Consider the following 19,968-nt stretch of genomic DNA (forward strand, 5'->3'; position numbering starts at 1 on the left):
CGGCATTCGTGCGGCAGCGGTCAGGGGGTGATTCCCTTTGCTTTCGCATTTTTTAGAGCGGTTCAGCGCTCGGCGGAATCGCCGAACCCGCGTAACTCCTTGTTTTTACGCAGCTCCGGACGCAAAACCGTTACACATTCTTCCTGGAATTGCTCTAAGCTTCGATTCATGACCGAATCAAAATCCATGATCCTCGGCTGTGCCGGGAAATCCCTCACTGAAGATGAAATCCGCTTCTACGGCGACGAACGTCCTTGGGGCTTCATCCTGTTCGCGCGCAATGTCGGCGAGACCGAGCAGATCCGCGACCTGGTCGCCTCCATGCGCGAGAGCGTCGGACGCCCGGATGCCCCGGTCTTCATCGACCAGGAGGGCGGCCGGGTGCAGCGCCTACGGCCGCCGCTGGCGCCGAACTATCCTGCAGGCGGCGCGCTCGGCGCGCTTTGGCGCGACGATCGCGAGGCGGGCCGCCGCGCCGCGTGGCTGCTCGCGCGGCTTCACGCCTTCGATCTGCTGCGCCACGGCATCACCGCCGACTGCCTGCCGGTGCTCGACGTCCCTGTCGCGGGCGCCAGCGATGTCATCGGCGCGCGCGCCTACGGGATGGAACCAAATCCGGTGATCGAGCTTGGCCGGGCTTCGGCCGAGGGCCTGATGTCCGGTGGCGTCCTGCCGGTCATGAAGCATATTCCCGGCCACGGCCGCGCCTTTGCCGATACGCATTTCGCGCTGCCGACGGTCGACACGCCGCTCGCCGAGTTGCGGCAACATGATTTCGCCCCGTTCAAGGCGCTCAACCACCTGCCGATGGCGATGACGGCGCATGTCGTCTACAGCGCGATCGACCCGGACAATCCGGCGACGACCTCGGCCAGGGTCGTCAACGAGGTGATCCGTGGCGAGATCGGCTTCGACGGGCTCCTGATGAGCGACGACACCTCGATGAAGGCACTTTCTGGGGATTTCCCGACAAAGGCGGCCGCGATCCTTGCGGCCGGCTGCGATCTCGTCCTTCACTGCAACGGCGTTTTCGAGGAAATGTCGGGGATCGCGTCGCGTACGACGGTGCTCGAAGGCAAGTCCTTGGCGAGAGCGGAGCGGGCCCTGGCCTATATAAAGGACCGAGACGTCGCGGACGAAAGCACCATACGCGCGGAATTCGCCACCTATTTCGACGCGGTGGCCTGAACCGAAGGGAACAAAGGCAAGTGGCGGAAACATTGGACAGCAAGGCCGCGAAGGCCGCACCGATGGACCGTCTGTGGGCCGAGAACGACGAGTCACGTCTGACCGGCGATCCGTCGCTGGTGGTCGATGTCGCCGGCTTCGAAGGCCCGCTCGATCTTCTGCTGCATCTGGCGCGCAACCAGAAGGTCGATCTCGCCCGCATCTCGATCCTGGCGCTCGCCGAGCAATATCTGGCCTTCATCGAGAAGGTGAGGGCACTGCGACTGGAGCTCGCGGCCGACTATCTGGTCATGGCGGCATGGCTTGCCTTCCTCAAGTCGAAGCTTTTGATCCCGAAACAGCCGGGCGAAGAGGGCGAGAGCGGCGAGGAACTGGCGGCGGTGCTGCAATTCCGGCTGAAGCGGCTGGAGGCAATGCGTGATGCCGCGGCGCGGCTGGTCAACCGCAACCGGCTCGGCCGCGACGTCTTCGCGCGCGGCATGCCGGAAATGGTGATCGTCGAGAAGCGCAATGCCTATTCGGCCTCGCTCTACGATCTGCTAACCGCCTATGCGCAGCAGCGCCAGCGGCAGGCGATCAACAACGTGACGATCGCCAGACGCGCCGTATGGTCGCTGAAGGACGCACGCGACGTGCTGGCACGGCTGGTCGGAACGATTGGCGACTGGACGGCGCTCGACAGCTTCCTGATCCAATATCTGGCGGCGCCGGAAGAAAGGCGCACGGCAGTCGCCAGTTCGTTCGCCGCGACACTCGAAATGGTGCGCGAGGGCAAACTGGAAGTGCGGCAGGATCAGGTCTTCGCGCCGATCTATCTGCGCGGCCGCGTACAAGGGGTCAAGGCAGTCGAGGTGGCATCATGAGCGAACGCGCCAACGCTTCGGTCATTCCGTTCAAGGTCGAGGACGAAGCGGAAGACGAGATGGCCGAACAGGGTTCTATCGAGAACCCCGCCGAGCGGCTGCAATTGTCGGAAGCCGTCCGCATGGCCGAGGCGATCATCTTCGCCAGCGCCGAGCCGGTCAGTGGAAGGCAACTGGCGGCGCGCCTGCCCGAGGGAGTCAACATCGCGGCGGCAATGGCCGATCTGCAGGAAATCTACGCCAAGCGCGGGGTCAACCTGGTGCGGGTCGGCGACGCCTGGGCGTTCCGCACCGCCGGCGACCTGGCTTTCCTGATGAGCCGGGACTCGGTCCAGCAGAGAAAGCTTTCGCGCGCGGCGCTCGAAGTGCTGGCGATCATCGCCTATCACCAGCCGGTCACCCGCGCAGAGATCGAGGATATCAGGGGGGTCGAGACCTCTAAAGGAACGCTGGACACGCTGCTGGAGACGGAGTGGGTCAGGATGCGCGGCCGGCGCCGCACGCCCGGCCGTCCCGTGACCTACGGCACGACCGACGCTTTCCTCGATCACTTCGCGCTGGAGGAGATCCGCGATCTGCCCGGCATGGAAGAGCTGAAGGGCGCCGGATTGCTTTCGACGCGCATGCCGTCCAATTTCTCGATGCCGGTGCCGCCGGCCGATCCGGACGCGCTGGCCGAGGACGAGGATGCGCTGACCGATATCGACCTCGAGGAGCTCGGATTGCTCACGCCGCGCGTCACCGAAGAGTGAGCGCGAAGCCGACGCGAATGGTCTATTAGCAGGGGCTGCGCGGATTCGTAGCAAGGCGCTCACGCCGAAAGTGCGTGACATCCGCTAGCCATTTTACCAACTTCATTGCGGTTGTGTTTGAATCCCCGAGCGAAAACGCATAGATCATCGCCGAGGGAAAACATTCGAGAGAGATTGTTATGGGTTCACTATCGATATGGCACTGGCTGATCGTTCTGGTCATCGTGCTGCTCCTGTTCGGCCGCGGCAAGCTGCCGGAGCTGATGGGCGACATGGCCAAGGGCATCAAGAGCTTCAAGAAGGGCATGGCTGAGGACGATACCGAGGACAAGCGGACCGTCGAGCATCGCGCCGACGAGACCGTTTCGCCGGGCAAGGAAAAGGTCAGCAAGAGCTGAGTCCGGTTGTTGCTTTGAGCATGTCGTTGTCTCAGAACCGGTTCATGTTTTTGGGCGACATGCTCTCGTTGGAATAGATTGCCATGTTCGAAGTCGGCTGGAGCGAGCTGCTGGTGATCGCGGTCGTCATGATCGTGGTCGTCGGGCCGAAGGATTTGCCCAACATGCTACGCACGTTTGGCCGCACCGCGGCCAAATTGCGCGCCATGGCGGGCGACTTCCAGAAGCAGTTCAACGACGCCCTGAAAGAAGCCGAGCTTGACGATGTCAAGAACTCGGTCGACGGCCTTCGTGGCCTCAACCCGATGACCGAAATCCGCAAGCAGCTCAATCCGTTCGAGCAGGCGGCGGCCGATGTGCGAGCCGGCGTCGATACGATGATGAAGCCCAAGCCGGCTTCCGATCAGGCGCCGTCGGATGCAACGACGCCGCAGCCTGCCGAGCCGCTCAAGAACGGCGCGACGGAGATTCCCGGCATCAACGGAACCGAGGTCGCCCCGGCTGCGCCGACTGAGGCCTCCGTGACTACACCCATTGCGGAGACCGCCGCGCCCGCCCAGCCGGCGAAAAAAGTGGCCGCGGCTAAGACGAAGACGGTAGGTGGTGCAGCGGCGAAAGCGGCATCGGCCAAGGCTCCGGCGGCAAGAATCCCGGCAAAATCTGCGCCGGCGCCGGCAAAGGCCGCAACGCCTGCTAAGAAGGCGGCATCCAAGGCTGAGGCCAATCCCGCGGCGACGAAGCCGGCCGCGAAAAAGGCCGCCAATGCCAAGAAGACGGCAGGAGCCGCCAAGTGAGCGTCTCGGACAAGGAGAGGGAAGAGATCGAGAAATCCTCGGCGCCGCTGATCGAGCACCTTGTCGAGCTGCGCCGGCGCCTGATTTGGTCGCTGGGCGGCTTCTTCATCGCCTTCCTCGTCTGCTTCTTCTTCGCCAAGCGCCTGTTCAACCTTCTGGTCGTCCCGTTCAAATGGGCGACGCAATGGGCTGGGCTGGACCCGCACAAGGTCGAGCTGATCTACACGGCGCCGCAGGAGTTCTTCTTCACCCAGGTGAAGCTCGCCATGTTCGGCGGCATGGTCATCGCTTTCCCGCTGATCGCAACGCAGATCTATAAATTCATCGCGCCGGGTCTCTACAAGAATGAACGCAGCGCCTTCCTGCCGTTCCTGATTGCGTCGCCCATCCTGTTCCTGATGGGCGCGTCGCTGGTCTATTTCTTCTTCACCCCGATGGTGATGTGGTTCTTCCTCGCCATGCAGCAGGTCGGCACCAACGACCAGGTGCAGATCTCCTTGCTGCCGAAGGTGTCGGAATATCTCAGCCTGATCATGACGCTGATCTTTTCTTTCGGCCTGGTGTTTCAGCTGCCGGTGGTGACCAGCCTGCTGACGCGCGTCGGCCTTTTGTCGTCGCAGGCGCTGGCCGAGAAGCGCAAATGGGCGATCGTCATTGCCTTCGTCGTCGCCGCGGTGCTGACCCCGCCCGATCCGATGAGCCAGATCGGCCTCGCTCTTCCGACCATCGTGCTCTACGAGGTCGCCATCTTCACTTCGCGCCTGATCGAGCGCAGCCGGGAGCGCGACCGGCTGGCACGCGAGAGGCAGGAAGAGGCAGGCAGCGCTGTCGCCGGAAAAACGCCGGACGCGCCGTCGACCTAGCGCTAAAACCCGGTCCTAGGCCTGAAAAACACGGCTGCCGGCTGCTGCCGTCTTGCATCGATCAGGGATGCGGTTTACGCCCTCGAACCTTGCTCGAGGACGGAAAGCCATGCTTGACATCAAATGGATTCGCGACAACCCGAAGGCCCTTGTCGATGCGCTGGTGAAGCGCTCGTGGTCGGCTGACGACGCGCAGTCCGCCGTCGAGGATCTGATCGCCAGGGACGAAGAGCGCCGCGCGCATCTCAGCGAATTGCAGGTCAAGCAGGAGCGCCGCAATGCCGCTTCGAAGGAGATCGGCAACGCCATGCGCTCGGGCGAGGCCGCGCTTGCGGAAAAGCTCAAGGCCGAGGTCGGCGAGATCAAGGCGTTCATCCAGAACGGCGAGGCGCGCGAGCGCGAGCTCGACAAGGCGCTGAACGACGCGCTTGCGGTCCTGCCCAACGTGCCGCTCGATGACGTGCCGGCCGGCAAGGACGAGCACGACAATGTCGTCACGCGCGTCGTCGGCGATGTGCCGACCCGCCCGAACTGGGTCAAGGAGCATTTCGAGATCGGCGAAGCGCTCGGGATGATGGATTTCGAGCGTGCGGCGAAGCTGTCCGGCTCGCGCTTTACGGTGCTGAAGAGCCAGCTGGCGCGCATGGAGCGAGCCCTCGGCCAGTTCATGATCGACCTGCACACGACAGAGCACGGCTATGAGGAGATCCAGCCGCCGCTGATGGTGCGCGACGAGGTTCTCTTCGGCACCAACCAGCTGCCGAAATTCGAGCTGGACCTGTTCTTCACGCCGCATGGCGACGGACGGCTGGGGCTGATCCCTACGGCGGAAGTGCCGCTCACCAACCTGGTGCGCGAGGAGATCACGCCGCATGAAAAGCTTCCGCTGCGCTACACGGCGCTGACGCCGTGCTTCCGCTCGGAAGCGGGCTCGGCCGGCCGCGACACGCGCGGCATGCTGCGCCAGCACCAGTTCTACAAGGTTGAGCTGGTGTCGATCACCGACCAGGAAAGCTCGCTCGCCGAGCATGAGCGCATGACGCAATGCGCCGAAGAGGTGCTGAAGCGGCTCGGCCTGCCGTTCCGCACGGTGACGCTCTGCACCGGCGACATGGGTTTTGGCGCACGCAAGACCTACGATATCGAGGTCTGGCTGCCGGGCCAGAACGCCTATCGCGAAATCTCGTCCTGCTCGGTCTGCGGCGACTTCCAGGCCAGGCGCATGGATGCCCGCTACAAGGACAAGGACGGCAAGGGCAACCGCTTCGTGCACACGCTCAACGGTTCCGGCACCGCGGTCGGCCGCGCTCTCATCGCCGTCATCGAAAACTACCAGAATGAGGATGGCAGCGTAACCATTCCTGAAGTGCTGCGGCCTTACATGAGTGGTCTCGCCAAGATCGAATCGAAATGAGTACATGCGCATCCTGCTGACCAATGATGACGGCATCCACGCCGAAGGCCTTGCGTCGCTCGAACGCATCGCCCGAACGCTGTCGGATGACGTCTGGGTGGTGGCGCCCGAGCAGGATCAGTCCGGCTACGCGCATTCGCTTTCGATTTCGGAACCGCTCAGGCTGAGGAAGGTCGGCGAGAAGCATTTCGCCGTGCGTGGCACGCCGACCGACTGCGTCATCATGGGCACGAAGAAGATTCTCCCCGGGCCGCCTGACCTCATCCTGTCGGGGGTCAACTCCGGCGCCAACATCGCCGACGACGTCACCTATTCGGGCACGGTCGCCGGCGCCATGGAGGGGGCGCTGCTTGGAATCCGTTCGATCGCGGTCAGCCAGGCCTATTCCTATCTCGGCGAAGACCGCGTCGTCCCTTACGAGACGACCGAAGCGCTGGCACCGGCGCTGCTCGAAAAGCTGATCGCAACGCCGCTGCCGGAAGGCGTGCTGCTCAACGTCAATTTCCCGAACTGCGCACCCGACGAAATCGAGGGCACGGTCGTCACCGCTCAGGGCAAGCTCGTGCACAGCCTTTGGGTCGACGAGCGCCGCGACGGTCGCGGTCTGCCTTATTACTGGCTGCGCTTCGGCCGGGAGCCGGTCGAAGGCAAAAAGGGCACGGATCTTTACGCGCTGCGTAACCGGCTGGTCTCGGTGACGCCGTTGCAGCTCGACCTCACCGCCCATGAACTCCGCGACCAGCTGACCAAGGCGCTGTCATGACCATGGCGATCGACGACCGTGAAGGTTTTGCCGCTTTCCTGCTGCGGCTGCGCGGCAGGGGCACGGCGCCGAAGGCGCTGGTCGCTGCTTTCGAGGCGACTCCGCGGCGCGGCTTCGTGTCCGCGCAGTTCCATTCGATGGCCTGGGCGGAAGGCATGCTGCCGATCGAATGCGGCGAGGCGATCGAGGGTGCGGACCTGCAGGCGGCGGTGATTGCGGCTTTGGCCATCGAGCCGGGCAACCGCGTGCTCGAGATCGGCACCGGGTCCGGCTATACGGCAGCCGTGATGTCCAGGCTCGCCGCGCGCATCGTCACCGTCGACCGCTACAAGACCTTGACCGAGCAGGCAAAGCAGCGTTTCGAGGCGCTCGGCATCAGCAATGTCATCGTGCGCCAGGCCGACGGCTCCAACGGCCTGCCCAACGAAGGGCCGTTCGACCGCATCATCGCTTGGGCGGCCTTCGACAGCCTGCCGCGCTTCCTGCTCGATCAATTGTCGAGCGGTGGCGTCGTCATCGCGCCGATCGGCCCGGAGGAGGGCGAGCAGGTGCTGGCCAAGCTCACCAAGATCGGCAGCCGTTTCGAGCGCGAGGACATCGGCATGGTCAGGCTGCAGCCGATCCTGCGCAGCGTCGCCGCGGTGATCTAGCGATCGTCGGCTATCCGCGTCGAACGCGCGTGCATGCTAGCCGTACTCAACCCGGAAATGCTGTTACCCCGGCGCAACAGCAAGGCTATTCCGAGCGTCCTGGACGAACTGCGGCCGGCACGAGCTGTCCGGACTTCGTGGCGCCCCTCGAAAAATGTTTTAAGAAAATTTTCGCCGAATTCTAATGGGTTAACCGGCCAGTAACATTAACGCGCTTTAATCATGACCAGTTTGTACCGGGTCTGTGCGGGTTAGTGCGATGCAATTCAATGGTTTGAAGGCAAACGGACGCAATCTGGCGCGCGGCTGCGCCGTCCTCATGATCGCCGGTGCCGCGGCAGGCTGCAGCTCTCAGGCGATGCGCTTCAATGGTGTCGACGACGTCTTCACATCGTCCACCAACAACCAGCGCGCCATCATCAACAAGCAGAATGCCGACCAGCCCTACCCGGGCGATACGGTCGCGCCGGCGCCTGTCGACGGCAGTCACACCCAGTCGGTGAGCCGCTCCAGTCTCGAACCGGTGACGTCCCAGCAATTGCCGCCGCCCTCGGCGCCGGCCGCCGCCAAGCCGATGCGGACCGCCTCGGCCCCGGCACTCGCGCCGGCTCCTGCCGCGCCGCATCTCGACAGGACGGCCACCAACACAGTCGCGCCGGCCAAGCCGTTCAAGACCGCCGAGCCCGACGCGGTGCGCAACGCAAGCGCGGCGCCGCACGCGACCGAGATCGTGGTGAGGGAAGGCGAGACGATTTCCGGTCTCGCCCGCCAATATCATGTGCCGGCCGATGCGATCATCAAGGTCAACGGGCTGGATGCCAACAAGGGCATCAGAACCGGCCAGAAGATCGTCATCCCAGCCTATGCCTATTCGAGCAAGGGCGGGCCGAAGGTTGCCGACAGCACCAAGCCCGCCAACACGCCGAAGCAGCCCGCCGGCGCGCCGGAAAAGGTTGCGGTGCTGCCGCAGCAGCCGAAGCTCAAGGACGGCAAATCCGCCGCGCAGGTCGATGCATCGGCGGCGGCCAGCGGCTCGAAGAACGCCACGCCCGCCCAGATGGCCGAGGCAAAGCCGGCCGGCGCCGGCGGCACCTACACCGTCCAGCAGGGCGATTCCCTGTCTTCGATCGCCCGCAAGACCGGCGTCGGCGTCACGGCGCTCAAGCAGGCCAACGGCATGAAGGACGGCCTCTTGAAGATCGGCCAGACACTCAAGGTTCCGGCCGGCGGCACCGTTGCCGTCGCTGCAGCGAAGCAAGCCGCGACCAAGCCCGCCGTCGATCCGGTGACGACTTCGACCACGGAGCCCCCCGCAAAGACCACGCCGTCGGAGACGCTCGCCTCCTACACGCCGCCGAAGAAGGACGCCAAGGTCATCCAGCAGGCCGAGGACGACGATGCGGTGGCGCCGGATGCGACCGGCATCGGCAAGATGCGCTGGCCGGTGCGCGGCCGCGTCATCTCCGGCTTCGGCTCCGGCAAGGACGGCGTCGACATCGCCGTGCCGGAAGGAACGCCGATCAAGGCGGCCGAAAACGGTGTCGTCATCTATGCCGGCGACGGCCTCAAGGAGTTCGGCAACACGGTGCTGGTGCGCCACGAGAACGGCTTGGTCACCGTCTACGGCCACGCCAGCTCGATCGAGGTGCAGCGCGGCCAGAAGGTCAAGCGCGGCCAGGAGATCGCGCTGTCCGGCATGAGCGGCACCACGGACTCGCCGAAGCTGCACTTCGAGGTGCGCAAGAACTCTGCCCCGGTCGATCCGAGCGGCTATCTCGAATAGAACAAGAACAAATTGCGGGCCGCCTGACCTCCAGTCCGGCCCGCCGGCTTCAGCCCGCTCCGCCAGGAGCGGGCTTTTTCAGTTGCAGCCGAAGGCGGACCGTCAGTCCTTCAACGGCTTCCCAAGCCTGCCTGCCAGGTCCTGAGTGAACTGCCAGGCGACGCGGCCGGAGCGGCTGCCGCGCGTCGTTGCCCATTCCAAGGCTTCCGCGCGCAACGTCTCGGGATCGATCGCGAGGCCGTGGTAACGGACATAGCCGTCGATCATGTCGAGATATTCGTCCTGCGAGCATTTGTGGAAGCCGAGCCACAGGCCGAACCGGTCGGAGAGCGAGACTTTTTCCTCCACCGCTTCCGACGGGTTGATGGCGGTCGAGCGCTCATTGTCGATCATATCGCGCGGCAACAGGTGTCGCCGGTTCGACGTGGCGTAGAAGATGACATTGGCCGGCCGGCCCTCGACGCCGCCTTCGAGCGCTGCCTTGAGCGACTTGTAGGAAGTGTCGTCATGGTCGAAGGAAAGGTCGTCGCAAAACAGGATGAAGCGGTAGGGCGCCGCCTTCAAAAGGCCCATCAGCTTGGGCAGCGTGTCGATGTCCTCGCGATGGATCTCGATCAGCTTCAGCGGCCGGTCGAGCTTGTCCGAGGCATTGACCTTGGCGTGCACGGCCTTGACCAGCGACGACTTGCCCATGCCGCGCGCGCCCCAGAGCAGCACATTGTTGGCGGCGAAGCCGGACGCGAAGCGCTCGGTATTGTCGAGCAGGATGTCGCGGACCCGGTCGACGCCGCGGATCAGGCCGATGTCGACGCGGTTGACCTTGCGCACCGGCTCCAGATAGCCGGGATCGGCCTGCCAGACGAAGCAATCGGCCGCGCCGAGGTCGGTCTCGGGAACCGGTGGCAGCGCGAGGCGGGAGACCGCGTCGATCAGGCGGTCGAGCTTTTTGTTCAGGGCATCCAGGCTATCGGTCATTTCCGGTCTTTTTCGCTTTGGCAGTCACGGAACGTGAAACGGATCCGGGGCTGCGCACCAAGAACCAACTGCAAGCTTCTGTTGTAGCACGATCTTTTCGGCCAGCTCTAACCGGCTTCCGGCTGCGACGCTCTAGCACGCGCCAAACGGCTGGAAAAGCAACGGATTCGGCGGGTCGCGCAGTTGCATTGGCAACTTTACCGACTATATTCCGGCCAAATTTCGCGGGGCCGTCCCGGCGGTATTCAATCATCCAGGAGTTTCTTGATGTTCGTCACACCGGCATACGCCCAAGGCGTCGGCACCTCGCCCGATATGTTCATCAGCATTTTGCCGTTTGTCCTGATTTTCGTGATCATGTATTTTCTGATCATCAGGCCGCAGCGCACGCAGTTGAAGAAGCGCCAGGAAATGCTGGCCGCAGTGCGCCGCGGCGATACGGTGGTGACCGGCGGCGGCTTCGTCGGCAAGGTGACCAAGGTGATCGACGACAATGAGCTGGAGATCGACCTTGGCGGCGGGACCAAGGTGACGGCGCTGCGCTCGACCATCTCCGACGTGCGGGTCAAGGGCGAGCCGGTGGCGAACCAGAACGCCAAGAAGTAGTCACCACCTCATGGCGGAACGCTGCCGCTTGTACGCCTGAACGGATAAGAACGAATGCTTTATTTCTCGCGCCTGAAGATGATCCTGATCTGGCTGGCCGTGGCCGTCACAGTGGTCCTCGCCGCGCCCAACCTGTTCCCTGCAAGCATGCTGGCGCAACTGCCGAGCTGGGTGCCGAAGCGGCAGATGACGCTCGGCCTCGACCTTCAGGGCGGCTCGCACATCCTGCTTGAGATGAATCAGAACGATCTGATCAAGGATAGGATGGAGACGACGCGCGACGAGATCAGGACGCTGCTGCGCGACGCCAATCCCAGGATCAACTACACCGGCCTTTCCGGTTCCGGCCGCACCGTGCAGGTCCGCATCACGGACCAGGCTCAACTCGACCAGGCCAAGAAAGTCCTGAAGCCGCTGACCGATCCGGTGGCGGCGGGACTGTTCAGCGGCGGCTCCATCCAGGAAATGTCGCTGGATGACTCCGAGCCCGGCCTGCTCAAATTCACCGTCACCGACGCCGGCCTGAAATACCGCACCTCCACGGCTCTGTCGCAGTCGATCGAAGTGGTCGAGCGGCGCGTCAACGAGCTCGGCACGACCGAGCCGATCGTGCAGCGGCAGGGCGACGACCGCATTCTTGTCCAGGTGCCGGGCCTGCAGGATCCGCAGCGACTGAAGGAGATCCTCGGACAGACCGCCAAGCTGACCTTCCAGATGGTCGACCAGTCGATGCCTGTGCAGGATGCGCTGAAGGGCCGTCCGCCCGCGGGTTCTTCCGTCCTCTACTCGCAAGACGATCCGCCGGTCCCCTATCTCATCGAAAACCGCGTCATCGTTTCCGGCGAGAATCTGGTCGACGCGCAGGCGACCTACAATTCGCAGACCAACGAGCCGGTGGTTTCGTTCCGTTTCGATTCCAAGGGCGCGACACGGTTCGGCCAAGCGACGGCGCAGAATGTAGGCAAGCTGTTCGCCATCATCCTCGACAACCAGGTGATTTCGGCGCCGCAAATCCGTGAGCCGATCCTGGGCGGTACCGGCCAGATTTCCGGCAATTTCACCCCGCAGAGCGCCAATGACCTTGCCGTGCTGCTGCGCGCCGGCGCGCTGCCGGCAACGTTGACGGTCATCGAAGAGCGCACCGTGGGTCCAGGCCTCGGCCAGGATTCCATCCATGCCGGCAAGGTCGCCGGCGTGATCGGCTCGATCCTCGTCGTCGCCTTCATGTTCGTCGCCTACGGCTTCCTCGGCTTTCTTGCCAATATCGCGCTGGCCGTTCACGTGGCGATGATCGTTGCGCTGCTGTCGCTGCTGGGCGCCACGCTTACTTTGCCCGGCATCGCCGGTATCGTGCTCACCATCGGCATGGCGGTGGACTCCAACGTTCTGATCTATGAACGCATCCGCGAGGAGCGCCGACTTGGCCGCTCGGTGATCCAGTCGATCGACACCGGCTTCGCCAAGGCGCTGGCGACGATCGTCGACTCCAACGTCACCTCGCTGATTGCCACCGTGGTGCTGTTCTGGCTGGGCACCGGTCCGGTCAAGGGCTTCGCGATCACCTACGCGATCGGCATTCTGACCACGGTCTTCACCGCCTTCACCTTCACCCGCATGCTGGTGTCGATCTGGCTGCGCCGCGCCCGTCCGAAGGAATTGCCGCGGGCGCCGGTCACCTTCATTCCGCCCGGCACCAGGATCCCGTTCATGGGCATCCGCCGCTGGACGTTCGCTTTGTCCAGCCTGTTGTCGATCCTGTCGGTCGTCGGATTCCTGACCATCGACATCAACTACGGCATCGACTTCAAGGGCGGCTCGATGATCGAGGTGCAGTCCAAGCAGGGCGACGCCGATCTCGGTGACATCCGCAACAGGCTCTCCGAGCTCAACATAGGCGAGATCCAGGTGCAGCAGTTCGGCGCGCCGAACGACGTGCTGATCCGCGTCGGCACGCAGGACGCCGGCGAGAATGCCGAGCAGACCGTCATCGACAAGGTGCGCGGCGAACTGCAGGATCACTATGATTTCCGCCGCGTCGAGGTGGTGGGACCTACGGTCTCCGGCGAGCTCGCCAAGCAAGGCACGATCGCCATGCTCATCGCGCTGTTCGGTATCCTGCTCTATGTCTGGTTCCGCTTCGAATGGCAGTTCGCCGTCGGCGCCATCGTCGCCACGGTGCACGATGTGGTGATGACCATTGGCTTCTTCGTCATCACTGGGCTGGAGTTCAATCAATCGTCCCTGGCGGCGATCCTGACCATCATCGGCTACTCACTGAACGACACCATCGTCGTCTATGACCGCGTCCGCGAGGATCTGCGAAAATACAAGAAGATGCCGTTGCCCCAGCTGTTGAACAACGCCATTAACGAGACGCTGTCCAGAACCACGCTGACCTCGGTGACCACCATCCTGGCGCTGTTGGCACTGGTGCTGTTCGGCGGCGAGGTGATCCGCTCCTTCACGCTGGCAATGCTGTTCGGCGTGGTGTTCGGCACCTATTCGTCGATCTTCATCGCCGCGCCGCTGCTGATCCTGTTCAAGTTGCGGCCGCAGGCCGCGACAGCCGAAGAGGACAAGCAGGTGAACGGCAAGGCCGTGGCGACCTGATGCCGCCAGAGCCGGATGATTTCAGGTCGAGTCGACCTGAAATCTGAATCCGGCTCTAAGTCAAAGAGATAGAGCATGATGTCGTCCGAAAACCGCTCCACACTTTTCGGCATCATGCTCTAGACCCATGGCCAAAGGCATCATCATCCGCGAGGCGCATTTCCCGGGCAGGGCGCCGATCGAGGCCTATGGCAATGGCGGGTTCCGCTTTGCCGACATGTCGCATCGGGGCTCGCTGCTCTGCCTGCCGTCAGGCATCCATGGCTGGGAGCCGGCCGATCCGCTGGCACTGAAAGCTTCGGACTTCGACAAGCTGTTCGCTCAGGGCGACAAGGTCGAAATCCTGCTGGTCGGCACGGGCAAGGATCTGCGGCCGCTGCCGGCGGCGCTGCGCTCCACGCTGAAAGAGGCTGGCATCTCGGCCGACCCGATGTCGACGGGTGCGGCCGTGCGGACCTACAACGTGCTGCTGGCCGAAGACCGTGCTGTGGCCGCAGCGCTCATTGCCGTCGATTGAATGGCCGGCGGATCGACCATTGTCATGGAGGCGGTGCGCGCCGCCGATCCTGACCGCTATCTCTCGGCACTCTACGCCCCGGCCGACAAGCGCGACGCGTTGCTTGCGCTCTATGCCTTCAATGCCGAGGTCGCCAGCGTTCGCGACCGCATCCACGAGCCGCTGCCGGGCGAGGTTCGGCTGCAATGGTGGCGCGATGTCATTATGGCCGAGGGCGAGGCGGAGACAGGTCATCCCACCGCCGACGCGCTGAGGGCGGCGATCGCCGCCAACCATCTGCCGAAGGCCGCTTTCGAGAACATGCTCGAAGCGCGTATCTTCGATCTCTACGACGATCCGATGCCGTCGCGGACCGACCTGGAGGGATATTGCGGCGAGACGGCCGCGGCGCTCATCCAGCTTGCGGCGATGGTGCTCGATCCGAATGCCGCGCAACGCTTTGCCGAACTGGCGGGCAGGGCGGGCTGCGCGCAGGCCATCACCGGCTTGCTGCTTTTGTTGCCGCTGCACCGTCGGCGTGGACAGTGCTTCATCCCCTCCGATATCCTGGCAGCCGCGGGCTCGTCGCCGGAAGAGTTCGTCAAGGGCGACGGCGATGCCGCCGCGGAGCGCGCGGTTGCGGCGATGATCGCGCTGGCGCGAGAGCATCTCGGCGCTTTCGAGAAGGGCGCGTCGGCTCTCCCCGCGTCGTTGCGCCCCGCCTTCCTGCCGCTGGCGCTGACCCGTGCTTATCTCGACAAGATGGAGAAGGCGGGTCGATCGCCCCTCGGCAACACTGCGACGCTTTCAACCTTGGGCCGGCACTGGCGGCTCTTGCGTCATGCGATGCGAGGCTGGGCAATGGCGGCTTCGCTAAGAACGACGGCGAGGCGCTGAATCATCAGCATCTCGTGCCAGCTACGAAATCCGGTTCTTCATTCTGTATCGCCTCGTCGAGTGGCACAGCGGGCCTCTTGTCCTCGATCGAAGCCTTCACGCGCGCCCGAATTAAAGCCATGCGCGCTCGGCATTTCTTCCTCCTCGCGCTGGAAGGCGCGCAGCGCTGCGCGAATGACTTCGCGCAGATCCAAACGAGCCGTCCTCGTCTTTCTCGCGGATCGTGCGCGCCATAGCCGGCGTGACGGCGACGGACAATTTCTCGGCGGATTCCATCGCACTTGCTCCATGCATGAAGTAGGATGGTATCTTGCTCCGCCCGAGGATCAATGCCCAAGTGCGCTCTTAGCTGATACGCTGGCCAGAGCCGAGATAGCGTCCGGATTCGCCACCCATCGCATCAGTGAAATTGGCCTCCAGCTCGACCAGCGCGTCGACGACTGCTGGTGCCTCCGAGGGCGGAGTTACGGATTTGAAGCTGGCGCACACGTAGACACCGCGGGGGTGCGACGGGTCCAGCCGGGCTTGAATGGTCCAATACGCAGAGAGCGAATATAGCGTCTTCATGAAATCGATCAGGATTTGCTCGGTGTAAGGGCCGGGAAGGCGCCTTACAGCAATAATCCTCTTCAGGCTTCGGTCCCGATTCTCGATGTAACGTTCATTGTCGTATAGCCAACCTTTGCCGCCATGTGGCTGGCCAATCAGTGCCTCCAGCGCCGGTATATGAACCTCGCGCAGTTTCTGCAGGCTCTTGCAGCGAAGATAGATGCTCCAGACACTGTCGTAGCCACCCACATAAGGCTCTTCGCTTACTGGCAAGCCAGGCGGAAGGAGCTGAGGCAGGGAGCGCGCCGGCATAGGCTACGCTGCCGCATCCGTCTCGGAAGCCAGCCCCAGCCATTCGCGGCAATCGGCCAATGCGCGCGCCGTGATCGCGCGGCGCTTGGCGACGGTCTTGTCCTTGCCGCGCAGGCGCTTGCCTTCGGACTTTGGAGCCTCGACCGGCGGGAACAGGCCGAAATTGACGTTCATCGGCTGGAACGAGCGTTTGCCCGGCTCGTCGTCGGAGACGATGTGGCCGCCGGTAATGTGGTTGAGCAGCGCTCCGAAGGCCGTGGTCGACGGCGGCAGCGAGGCCGCCCGGCCGAGCCGTTCGGCCGCGGCGAAGCGGCCGGCGAGCAGGCCAATCGCGGCGCTTTCGACATAGCCTTCGCAACCGGTGATCTGGCCGGCAAAACGCAGGCCAGGGCGCGACTTCAGCTGCAGCGAGGGATCGAGCAGCGTCGGCGAGTTGATGTAAGTGTTGCGGTGCAGGCCGCCGAGGCGGGCGAATTCGGCATTCTCCAGTCCGGGAATGGTGCGGAAGATGCACACCTGCTCGGCATGCTTCAGCTTGGTCTGGAAACCGACCATGTTGTAGAGCGTGCCCAGCGCATTGTCCTGGCGAAGCTGCACGACCGCATAGGCCTTGACCGACGGATTGTGGACGTTGGTCAGCCCCATCGGCTTCATCGGCCCATAGCGCAGCGTCTCGACGCCGCGCTCGGCCATCACCTCGATCGGCAGGCAGCCGTCGAAATAGGGCGTGCCTTCCCACTGCTTGAACTCGGTCTTTTGGCCCTCCAGCAACGCCGCCACGAAGGCGAGATATTGCTCCTTGTCCATCGGGCAGTTGATGTAGTCCTTGCCGGTGCCGCCGGGGCCAACTTTGTCATAGCGCGACTGGAACCAGCAGGTGTTCATATCGATGGTGTCGAAATGCACGATCGGCGCGATGGCGTCGAAGAAGGCCAGCGCATCGGCGCCGGTTGCTTCGGCAATCGACTGCGCAAGTGAGGGCGCGGTCAGCGGACCGGTGGCGATGATCGCCTGGTCCCAATCCGCCGGCGGCAGTCCAGGCACTTCCTCGCGCTGGATGGTGATCAGCGGATGCGCTTTGATTTTTGCGGTTACTGCATCGGAAAAACCGTCGCGGTCGACGGCTAAAGCGCCGCCGGCCGGGACCTGGTGCGCGTCGCCGGCGCTCATAATCAGCGAGCCGGCGAGCCGCATCTCGGCATGCAGCAAGCCAACCGCATTGGTCTCGGCGTCGTCCGAGCGAAACGAGTTGGAGCAGACGAGCTCGGCGAGCCCGTCGGTCTTGTGCGCGTCGGTGCCGCGCACCGGGCGCATCTCGTGCAGCACGACCGGCACGCCGGCTTCTGCGATCTGCCATGCGGCTTCGGAGCCGGCGAGGCCGCCGCCGATGACGTGAACGGGATCTTTGCTCATGAGCGCCGAGATAGTCGCTTGGCGCGGCGAATGCAATTGCCGGCTTCGACGGGCCGACTACCTCCAAAACAACAACACCCGCCGGGGGAGGAGGTCCGGCGGGTGTCGTTTTGGGGGTCGATCCTCGGGAGGAGGTGAAGATCGACCATATTCGTCATTGCCGGGGAGGAGGTCGGCTTTGACGAAATTCCTTCCGCCAAATGAAGGGGCGGATCCTTTCTGGAGAACAACGCCCGCCGGGGGAGGAGGTCCGGCGGGCGCCGTTTCGGTGGTCAACCTTTGGGAGGAGGTAAAGGCTGACCGTATCCGTCAGGGTCGGGGAGGAGGTCGACCCTGGCGAGATTCCTTATCAAACCGCCTTGCGGGCGATCATTTTGATCTCGTTGCGAACGATGCCGAGATCATGGAGCTGGCGGTTCGAAAGCCGACCCAGCTCAGAAACCGTCTCGCGATAAACGCGCCAGTTACGGTAGCTGCGGATCAGGTTCATTGTCTTGCTCTTCTCAAAAACTGGTTCGGACCATTCGGGGTCCGAAGCGGATTAGACCGCCTTGCGGGCGACGTAGTGGATGTCGCTGCGGCTGATGCCGAGGTCGGTCAGTTCACGGTTCGACAGGCGGCTCAGCTCGGAAACGGTTTCCCGGTAGCGGCGCCAGTTGCGGTAGTTGCGGATCAGGTTCATGGTAGTGCTCGTTTCGTCTTTGGTTCGGATCATTCCGTTTGCGTACGAACGGAAAATAGGCAGGGTCATATCGGTTTAAAAGTGCCATTGGCGCATGGCAGCAATGCAAATTGTGCAATGCAACATTAGCGGCGATTCACGCTTGCGACATAAGAAAGACCCGAATCGGAAAATGCCGTTGCGTCAACGATTTGGCGCCTGCGGTTGAAAAAATGGCCAAGCTCGGGGGGAAGGAATGGCGGGCTATGCGACGAAGGTGAGGGCCGATATCGCCCGCTGGCGGGAAACGGGCCTGATCGACGCGTCGACCGCGGACGCCTTGACGCGCGACATTGCCGCCAACGATCGCACCTCGCTGAGCTTCGGCTCGATCCTGGCGATGATGGCGGCGTTGTTGTTCGGCGCCGCGATCCTGATCTTCGTCGCCGCCAACTGGGAAGCCATTCCGCGCCTGGCGCGCGTGACGGCGCTGTTTGCCGTCATCCTCGGCGGTTATGTCGGTGGCGCCGTTCTGAAGACACGCGACCATACGGCGATCGGCGAGGCGCTATGGCTCGTCGCCGCCGCGGCCTTTGGCGGGTCAATCGCCTTGATCGGTCAGATGTATCATCTATCGGGCGACGAGGCTTCGGCATTGCTGACATGGTGCGCCGGCACGGCGCTGGCGGCGGTCGCATTGCGCTCCAACCCGCTCACTGTCGCCTCCGTCGCCATCGCCGATGCCTGGCTGTTCCTGAAATGGGGAGGATTTTTCCGCCGGGCCGAGTTTCCGTATTTCTTCGTCGTTATCGTGCTGGTGCTGTTCGCCATTTCGTTCTGGACACGCAGCCAGGCGGCGCGGCACGTCATTATCCTTTCGATCGTATTCTATCTCCTGCTGCTGGCGATCGACCACAACAACACGCTCCAGGTCGCCATTCCGCTCGTGCTCGTCTCGGCGCTGCTGTTCGCGGCGGCGATCTTTGTCGCCGAACCCGTCGACAGCGTCGTGCAACTCGGCGGCAGGCTGCCCTTGCATGCGCTCATCGGCTTTCTTGCCGGCCTCGCAATGGTCCAGTTCGAACTGGCCGATGAGGCGAGCTACAACAGCGGCTTTGCCATTGCCTCGGCGGCCGCGCTTGCCGGCATCGTCGCGGCGACCATGCTCGGCGGCCGTGAAAGCAGAGGCTTGCGCTGGGTGGCCTATGCCGGCTTTGCCTTCGAGCTCGCCATTATCTATGTGGTGATGTTGCAGTCGATGCTCGACACGGCGGGCTTCTTCCTGTCCGCGGCCGTGCTGCTGGGGATACTGGCGCTGGTCATCATCCGCGTTGAAAAACGAATGAAGACGCCCGCCGGAGGAGCAGCGGCATGAGCGGCAAAAGACTGATCATCGCGGCGGTGGTGACGGCGCTTGTCCAGATCGGCTTGCTGGGCTGGATTATCGCGGGGCGCGCCGCGATCCTGCGCAACGGCAAGGAGGTCCTGCTCAAGGTCGAGCCCGTTGACCCGCGCGATCTTCTGCGCGGCGATTACATCTCGCTTGGCTATGACATCTCGCGCATCCCGGTGAAGCTTATCGCCAACATTCCGCCAGGCAAGTTCACCAGCAACGACTCCGAGCTCGTCGTCAGGTTGAAGAAGGCTGTCGACGGCTACTGGCAGCCGAGCGCGGCATGGTTCGATCAGGCGCCGGCGCCTGCCGCTTCCGACGAGGCCGACATTGTCGGGCATGTAGCGGATGGCTGGGATCTACGCTCACCCGACATGACGATCACGCCTGAATACGGGATCGAGCGTTTCTACCTGCCGGAGGGCACGGGGATGGCGATCCAGAACGACATGGGCGTGCGGCCGTTCGGCATCAAGCTGGCGCTCTCGGCCAATGGCACGGCGCAGATCAAGGCGCTGATGGACGGCGACAAGACGCTGTTCGAGGAGCCACTTTATTAGTGTGTAGAGCCTGGGCGTCAGCGCGACG

General features: G+C 63.5%; 22 protein-coding genes. 16 read left to right on the plus strand and 6 right to left on the minus strand.

Annotated elements, in window-relative coordinates; all coding sequences use genetic code 11:
• Positions 1-168: 168 nt before the first annotated feature.
• The 10 genes from nagZ to CK220_RS12890 all read left to right on the plus strand — a co-directional run bounded on the left by nagZ (position 169) and on the right by CK220_RS12890 (position 9,468).
• The gene (nagZ, locus tag CK220_RS12845; protein WP_095811878.1) at positions 169-1,188 is read left to right on the plus strand and encodes a beta-N-acetylhexosaminidase; all 1,020 of its coding nucleotides are present in this window, start codon (positions 169-171) and stop codon (positions 1,186-1,188) included.
• Positions 1,189-1,250: 62 nt separating this feature from the next.
• Positions 1,251-2,051 carry a ScpA family protein gene (locus CK220_RS12850; RefSeq protein ID WP_095811970.1) on the plus strand — a complete coding sequence of 267 codons (801 nt, stop codon included), beginning with the start codon at positions 1,251-1,253 and terminating at the stop codon, positions 2,049-2,051.
• Complete coding sequence (gene scpB, locus CK220_RS12855; protein WP_095811879.1) at positions 2,048-2,803, plus strand: SMC-Scp complex subunit ScpB; 756 nt, start codon at positions 2,048-2,050, stop codon at positions 2,801-2,803. Before CK220_RS12850 ends, scpB begins: the two co-directional genes overlap by 4 nt.
• A gap of 179 nt (positions 2,804-2,982) precedes the next feature.
• Positions 2,983-3,201 (plus strand): twin-arginine translocase TatA/TatE family subunit, encoded by a 219-nt coding sequence (locus CK220_RS12860; RefSeq protein WP_095811880.1) that lies wholly within the window; start codon positions 2,983-2,985, stop codon positions 3,199-3,201.
• An 83-nt stretch (positions 3,202-3,284) separates the two neighbouring features.
• Positions 3,285-3,995 (plus strand): Sec-independent protein translocase protein TatB, encoded by a 711-nt coding sequence (gene tatB / locus CK220_RS12865; protein ID WP_095811881.1) that lies wholly within the window; start codon positions 3,285-3,287, stop codon positions 3,993-3,995.
• Entirely contained in the window at positions 3,992-4,858 is an 867-nt protein-coding gene (gene tatC / locus CK220_RS12870) for a twin-arginine translocase subunit TatC (RefSeq protein WP_095811882.1), read from the plus strand. Before tatB ends, tatC begins: the two co-directional genes overlap by 4 nt.
• 109 nt (positions 4,859-4,967) lie before the next feature.
• Positions 4,968-6,272, plus strand: coding sequence for a serine--tRNA ligase (gene serS, locus CK220_RS12875; RefSeq protein WP_095811883.1), 1,305 nt, complete (start codon positions 4,968-4,970; stop codon positions 6,270-6,272).
• Positions 6,273-6,276: 4 nt separating this feature from the next.
• The gene (surE, locus tag CK220_RS12880) at positions 6,277-7,035 is read left to right on the plus strand and encodes a 5'/3'-nucleotidase SurE (RefSeq protein WP_067329562.1); all 759 of its coding nucleotides are present in this window, start codon (positions 6,277-6,279) and stop codon (positions 7,033-7,035) included.
• Complete coding sequence (locus CK220_RS12885) at positions 7,032-7,685, plus strand: protein-L-isoaspartate(D-aspartate) O-methyltransferase (protein WP_095811884.1); 654 nt, start codon at positions 7,032-7,034, stop codon at positions 7,683-7,685. The genes surE and CK220_RS12885 overlap by 4 nt, the downstream gene beginning before the upstream one ends.
• A gap of 259 nt (positions 7,686-7,944) precedes the next feature.
• Positions 7,945-9,468 (plus strand): LysM peptidoglycan-binding domain-containing M23 family metallopeptidase, encoded by a 1,524-nt coding sequence (locus tag CK220_RS12890; protein WP_095811885.1) that lies wholly within the window; start codon positions 7,945-7,947, stop codon positions 9,466-9,468.
• 102 nt (positions 9,469-9,570) lie between these two features.
• Here the strand turns inward: CK220_RS12890 and CK220_RS12895 are convergent, their stop codons facing one another.
• Complete coding sequence (locus tag CK220_RS12895; protein WP_095811886.1) at positions 9,571-10,443, minus strand: ATP-binding protein; 873 nt, start codon at positions 10,441-10,443, stop codon at positions 9,571-9,573.
• A 267-nt stretch (positions 10,444-10,710) separates the two neighbouring features.
• On the opposite strand from CK220_RS12895, the gene yajC reads away from it, so the two are divergent.
• The 4 genes from yajC to CK220_RS12915 all read left to right on the plus strand — a co-directional run bounded on the left by yajC (position 10,711) and on the right by CK220_RS12915 (position 15,052).
• Positions 10,711-11,049, plus strand: coding sequence for a preprotein translocase subunit YajC (gene yajC, locus CK220_RS12900; RefSeq protein WP_067000009.1), 339 nt, complete (start codon positions 10,711-10,713; stop codon positions 11,047-11,049).
• A 54-nt stretch (positions 11,050-11,103) separates the two neighbouring features.
• Positions 11,104-13,659, plus strand: coding sequence for a protein translocase subunit SecDF (secDF, locus tag CK220_RS12905; RefSeq protein ID WP_095811887.1), 2,556 nt, complete (start codon positions 11,104-11,106; stop codon positions 13,657-13,659).
• A gap of 127 nt (positions 13,660-13,786) precedes the next feature.
• On the plus strand, positions 13,787-14,176 hold the full coding sequence (locus CK220_RS12910; protein WP_095811888.1) for an Mth938-like domain-containing protein: 390 nt from the start codon (positions 13,787-13,789) through the stop codon (positions 14,174-14,176).
• Entirely contained in the window at positions 14,177-15,052 is an 876-nt protein-coding gene (locus tag CK220_RS12915; RefSeq protein ID WP_176479072.1) for a phytoene/squalene synthase family protein, read from the plus strand. It begins immediately after the preceding gene.
• Positions 15,053-15,090: 38 nt separating this feature from the next.
• Here the strand turns inward: CK220_RS12915 and CK220_RS32450 are convergent, their stop codons facing one another.
• From CK220_RS32450 to CK220_RS12940, 5 genes are all read right to left on the minus strand, one after another.
• Positions 15,091-15,246, minus strand: coding sequence for a hypothetical protein (locus CK220_RS32450; RefSeq protein ID WP_245429155.1), 156 nt, complete (start codon positions 15,244-15,246; stop codon positions 15,091-15,093).
• Positions 15,247-15,397: 151 nt separating this feature from the next.
• Positions 15,398-15,850 carry a hypothetical protein gene (locus CK220_RS12925; RefSeq protein ID WP_176479073.1) on the minus strand — a complete coding sequence of 151 codons (453 nt, stop codon included), beginning with the start codon at positions 15,848-15,850 and terminating at the stop codon, positions 15,398-15,400.
• A gap of 66 nt (positions 15,851-15,916) precedes the next feature.
• Positions 15,917-17,326, minus strand: coding sequence for a methylenetetrahydrofolate--tRNA-(uracil(54)-C(5))-methyltransferase (FADH(2)-oxidizing) TrmFO (trmFO, locus tag CK220_RS12930; protein ID WP_095811890.1), 1,410 nt, complete (start codon positions 17,324-17,326; stop codon positions 15,917-15,919).
• 349 nt (positions 17,327-17,675) lie between these two features.
• The gene (locus CK220_RS12935) at positions 17,676-17,816 is read right to left on the minus strand and encodes a DUF1127 domain-containing protein (protein WP_095811891.1); all 141 of its coding nucleotides are present in this window, start codon (positions 17,814-17,816) and stop codon (positions 17,676-17,678) included.
• Between the two features lie 51 nt (positions 17,817-17,867).
• A complete protein-coding gene (locus CK220_RS12940) occupies positions 17,868-18,008 on the minus strand; it encodes a DUF1127 domain-containing protein (RefSeq protein WP_071031999.1) in 141 nt (46 codons plus the stop codon).
• A 235-nt stretch (positions 18,009-18,243) separates the two neighbouring features.
• Here CK220_RS12940 and CK220_RS12945 point away from each other — a divergent pair, with 235 nt between their 5' ends.
• Both CK220_RS12945 and CK220_RS12950 read left to right on the plus strand, forming a co-directional pair.
• Positions 18,244-19,362: a DUF2157 domain-containing protein gene (locus tag CK220_RS12945; protein ID WP_095811892.1), complete on the plus strand. Its 1,119-nt coding sequence runs from the start codon at positions 18,244-18,246 to the stop codon at positions 19,360-19,362.
• On the plus strand, positions 19,359-19,940 hold the full coding sequence (locus CK220_RS12950; protein ID WP_095811893.1) for a GDYXXLXY domain-containing protein: 582 nt from the start codon (positions 19,359-19,361) through the stop codon (positions 19,938-19,940). Before CK220_RS12945 ends, CK220_RS12950 begins: the two co-directional genes overlap by 4 nt.
• Positions 19,941-19,968 lie beyond the last annotated feature (28 nt).

Source organism: Mesorhizobium sp. WSM3860 (assembly GCF_002294995.1).
Lineage (GTDB): Bacteria > Pseudomonadota > Alphaproteobacteria > Rhizobiales > Rhizobiaceae > Mesorhizobium.